Below are 4,100 nucleotides of genomic sequence, written 5' to 3' on the forward strand. Positions count from 1 at the left end.
CCTTCTGGGACAGCACCAGGGTTATCGCCGCGGTCAGCGTCGTCTTGCCGTGGTCTACGTGCCCGATCGTCCCGATGTTTACGTGCGGCTTCGTCCGAACAAATTTCTGCTTTGCCATGAATTCCTTCCTCCTTAAGATTACATCCGATATTTTTGGATAATCTTTTCCGTGATGTTCCGCGGTACTTCGGAATAATGATCAAACTGCATGGTGTAGGTTCCTCTCCCCTGTGTCTGTGAGCGGAGTGAGGTTGCATATCCGAACATCTCCGCAAGCGGCACGTAAGCACGAATAACCCTGCCGCTGCCCCTCACCTCGATATCCTCGATATGCGCTCGCCTGCTGTTAAGATCGCCGATTACGTCGCCCGTATACTCCTCAGACGCAATGACCTCGATCTTCATCATGGGTTCCAGCAGAACCGACGCCGCTCGGGTCAACGCCTCCCTTGAAGCCATCGACCCGGCGATTTTAAACGCCATTTCAGAGGAATCGACTTCATGATAAGAGCCGTCCAACAGTGTAACACCTACGTCAATTACCGGGTAGCCCGCCAGCACCCCGCTTTCCAACGCTTCCCGGACTCCTGCCTCAACAGCCGGAATATACTCCTTGGGAACCGTGCCACCAACAATTTTGTTTAAAAATATAAAGCCTTCCCCCGGTTTTCGAGGTTCTATTTCTATAACAACATGACCGTACTGTCCCCGTCCGCCGCTCTGACGGATAAACTTGCCCGTCGCCTTTGCCCGTATGGTGATCGTCTCACGGTAAGCCACCTGTGGTTTGCCCACGTTGGCTCCCACCTTGAACTCCCGCAGCAACCGGTCTACGATTATCTCAAGATGAAGTTCTCCCATCCCGGAAATCAGCGTTTGTCCGGTTTCCGGGTCAACATGCACACGAAAGGTTGGATCCTCTTCCGCAAGACGGGCCAAAGCCTGCCCCATTTTATCCTGGTCCACTTTCGTCTTGGGCTCTATAGCCACTGAAATCACCGGTTCCGGAAATTCCATGGCTTCAAGTACGATCGGATTCCCTTCGTCGCACAGGGTGTCACCGGTCGTGGTAAATTTAAGACCGACCGCACCGGCTATATCCCCGGCATAAACCTCGGCGATCTCCTCGCGGTGGTTGGCATGCATCTGAAGCAACCTACCGACGCGTTCCCGTTTTCTCTTGGTGGAATTATAAATATAGGAACCCGATTTGACGACACCCGAATAGACCCTGAAAAAGGTTAACTTCCCCACATAAGGATCGGCCATGATTTTAAACGCCAGTGCCGAAAACGGCGCGTCATCACGCGCATGGCGCCGGTCCTCCCGGCCCGTTTCAGGATCTACACCGCTTACCGCAGGAATATCGGTGGGAGCAGGCAGGAAATCAACGATCGCATCAAGCAGGGGTTGAACACCCTTATTACGGTATGAAGAACCGCAAAGCACCGGGATAACCTTTACGGCTAAAGTTGCTTTGCGCAAACCCCGTATAATTTCTTCCACGGTAAGGGTCTGTTCCTCCAGGTACTTCATCATTAAATCCTCGTCGGCCTCGGCCACAGCCTCAATCAACTTTTCACGGTACATGGCGACCGTCTCCCGCATATCGGCAGGAATTGCGGTTTCCTCCCGCACCGTACCCAGATCGTCGAGATAAATGAGGGCCTTTTCCCTTATTAGATCGATCACGCCGTGAAAGGCGTCCTCAACTCCTATGGGAATCTGGACTGCTACCGGGTTCCCACCCAAACGGTCCTTAATCATGTGCAGGCTCCGAAAGAAGTCCGCTCCCGTACGATCCATCTTGTTTATATAGGCGATTCGGGGTACGCCGTACTTATCCGCCTGTCGCCAGACTGTTTCACTTTGTGGCTCCACGCCTCCGACAGAGCAAAAAACGGCTACTGCTCCATCAAGTACGCGTAACGACCGCTCTACCTCGACCGTGAAATCCACGTGGCCTGGCGTGTCGATAATATTAATACGGTAATCGCACCAGTAACAGGTAGTGGCCGCTGAGGTAATGGTTATCCCACGCTCCTGTTCCTGCACCATCCAGTCCATCGTCGCGGCGCCATCATCTACCTCGCCGATCCGGTGAACTTTACCGGTGTAGAACAGAATACGCTCGGTGGTCGTGGTTTTTCCGGCGTCAATGTGTGCCATTATTCCAATGTTTCTCGTTCTTTCGATCGGAAACCGGCGCGCCATACCTCAGCACCCCCTTTACCAGCGGTAGTGTGCAAAAGCCTTGTTTGCTTCGGCCATCCTGTGGGTGTCTTCCTTCTTTTTAAACGTGCTGCCGACACCCTGAGCGGCGTCCATTATTTCCGCCGCTAACTTTTCTTCCATGGTCTTACCCGCGCGCTGCCTGGAAAAATTGGTGAGCCAGCGGATGGCCAAGGTCTGCCTCCTTGCGGGGCGCACCTCAACCGGCACCTGATAGTTGGCGCCGCCTACCCGCCGCGCTCTTACTTCCAGAACCGGCATAACGTTTCTCATCGCCTGGTCGAAAACCTCAACCGGATTTTTGCCAGTCTTTTCTTTAATAATGTCAAAAGCGCCATAACATATTTGCTCGGCAATGCTTCTCTTCCCCTGCTGCATAATCTGGTTGACAAGTTTTGTCAGTAAACGGCTTTGATATACCGGATCCGGCAATACCTCGCGCCGCGGAACTGGTCCTTTACGCGGCACACGCTTCCCCCCTTATTTACTTTATCAGTATTCGGGCACTCCGTCGGTCGCGGCGATAGCCTGCGCACAGCTTTGTCGGCCGTCACCCAGCACTCAGTTAAGCATTTAAAAAGATACCACCTTGTTTAAATGCATATTTATCCGCCTTGCTTAACTTCTTTCTTGACACCAATTTGAGTGCTGGGCACCGTCCCTTCGCGCTCTGCTCGCCTCTTACCGCGTTCCGTTAGCGTAATGTAGGTTGCATAGATTCATTACTTTTTGGGGCGTTTTGCCCCGTACTTCGAACGTCCTTGGACTCGGTTTTGAACCCCTGCAGCGTCCAGGCTGCCCCTGATGATATGATAACGCACACCCGGCAGGTCTTTGACCCGTCCACCACGCACCAGAACCACCGAGTGTTCCTGAAGGTTGTGACCTATCCCCGGAATATACGCGGTGACCTCAATTCCGTTCGTCAGGCGGACACGTGCCACTTTCCTGAGCGCCGAGTTGGGTTTTTTCGGGGTGGTTGTATATACCCGCGTACAAACGCCCCTTTTCTGAGGACAACCACGCAACGCAGGCGACGCCGTTTTCTTCCTCAGTGTTTCCCTGCCCTGGCTGACAAGCTGGCTGATGGTAGGCAAACATTACACCCCTTTCTCCTTCGAAAATAAGCATTCTTTCGTAGGGCGCAACGATAAGCAACGCATTGCTGCGTCAGCCGGGGGAGCCGAATCCTCACGTACGCACCCAGTACGCTCCGGTTCGTCTCCGCCGGTCTTCCTTGCACTGCATCACTTCTCGCCGCGCTCCGTTTATGTTACAACACTGCTTCTAAATTCCAAGCTTACTGGTCTCCCCTTTGTCGTTCTTAAGATGGAGCAACCCCAGGCCACATGGTTAACTTTTATGTGATTTATTTCCAAAAAACCGCCCCCTGCAATATCCCTGCAGAGGGCAGGCGGTTAATCCTCAATTACGGCGGCGGAGGCACAGTTCACGCTAATTGCACAAGCCGTACCCAAATCCCTCATAGAAGAAACCTCTTCCACCGGGATACCTCTGATCTGACAGGCCCGGATGACAGGTTCCGTTATTCGCCGATCAGCATTCTTTGCCACAAAGACAACCTTTGCTTGCCCCCGCTCAACAACCTTCAGGGTTTCTTTCGACCCCACTGCCTTCTTGCGGGCTTGCATAAGACGCTCGCAGGGCACTAAACACCCCCCCCAAGCACCCACATGCTTTTATAAGTTATCATTTATTTCCCTGGAAGTCAATAATTTTATTCCGGTGTAACAGTCATATCCTGCTCTTCCTCGTCACCCCCCCGCCGTCGATGACGATTCCGACGTTTCGGTACCGGGATAACCCCGTCCCCGCCGGGATAAGTTTGCCTATGATAACGTTCTCCT

Annotated in this window: 5 protein-coding genes; all 5 read right to left on the reverse strand. The window is 53.1% G+C overall.

Going from position 1 to position 4,100, the window contains the following annotated elements; translation table 11 throughout:
- Positions 1 to 118 (reverse strand): GTP-binding protein (locus AB1500_12995; GenBank protein MEW6184063.1); only part of this gene is annotated, 118 nt, incomplete at its 3' end.
- Positions 119 to 138: 20 nt separating this feature from the next.
- Positions 139 to 2,214 (reverse strand): elongation factor G, encoded by a 2,076-nt coding sequence (gene fusA, locus AB1500_13000; protein ID MEW6184064.1) that lies wholly within the window; start codon positions 2,212 to 2,214, stop codon positions 139 to 141.
- A gap of 15 nt (positions 2,215 to 2,229) precedes the next feature.
- The gene (rpsG, locus tag AB1500_13005) at positions 2,230 to 2,700 is read right to left on the reverse strand and encodes a 30S ribosomal protein S7 (protein ID MEW6184065.1); all 471 of its coding nucleotides are present in this window, start codon (positions 2,698 to 2,700) and stop codon (positions 2,230 to 2,232) included.
- 254 nt (positions 2,701 to 2,954) lie between these two features.
- The gene (rpsL, locus tag AB1500_13010) at positions 2,955 to 3,329 is read right to left on the reverse strand and encodes a 30S ribosomal protein S12 (protein MEW6184066.1); all 375 of its coding nucleotides are present in this window, start codon (positions 3,327 to 3,329) and stop codon (positions 2,955 to 2,957) included.
- A 321-nt stretch (positions 3,330 to 3,650) separates the two neighbouring features.
- Complete coding sequence (locus AB1500_13015; GenBank protein MEW6184067.1) at positions 3,651 to 3,902, reverse strand: ribosomal L7Ae/L30e/S12e/Gadd45 family protein; 252 nt, start codon at positions 3,900 to 3,902, stop codon at positions 3,651 to 3,653.
- Between the last annotated feature and the right edge of the window lie 198 nt (positions 3,903 to 4,100).

Source organism: Bacillota bacterium (genome assembly GCA_040755295.1).
GTDB lineage: Bacteria > Bacillota > Desulfotomaculia > Desulfotomaculales > Ammonificaceae > SURF-55.

Coding starts and splice junctions, on each gene's coding strand:
- fusA (MEW6184064.1), bottom strand. CDS start 2,214: ATGGCGCGCCGGTTTCCGATCGAAAGAACGAGAAACATTGGAATAATG.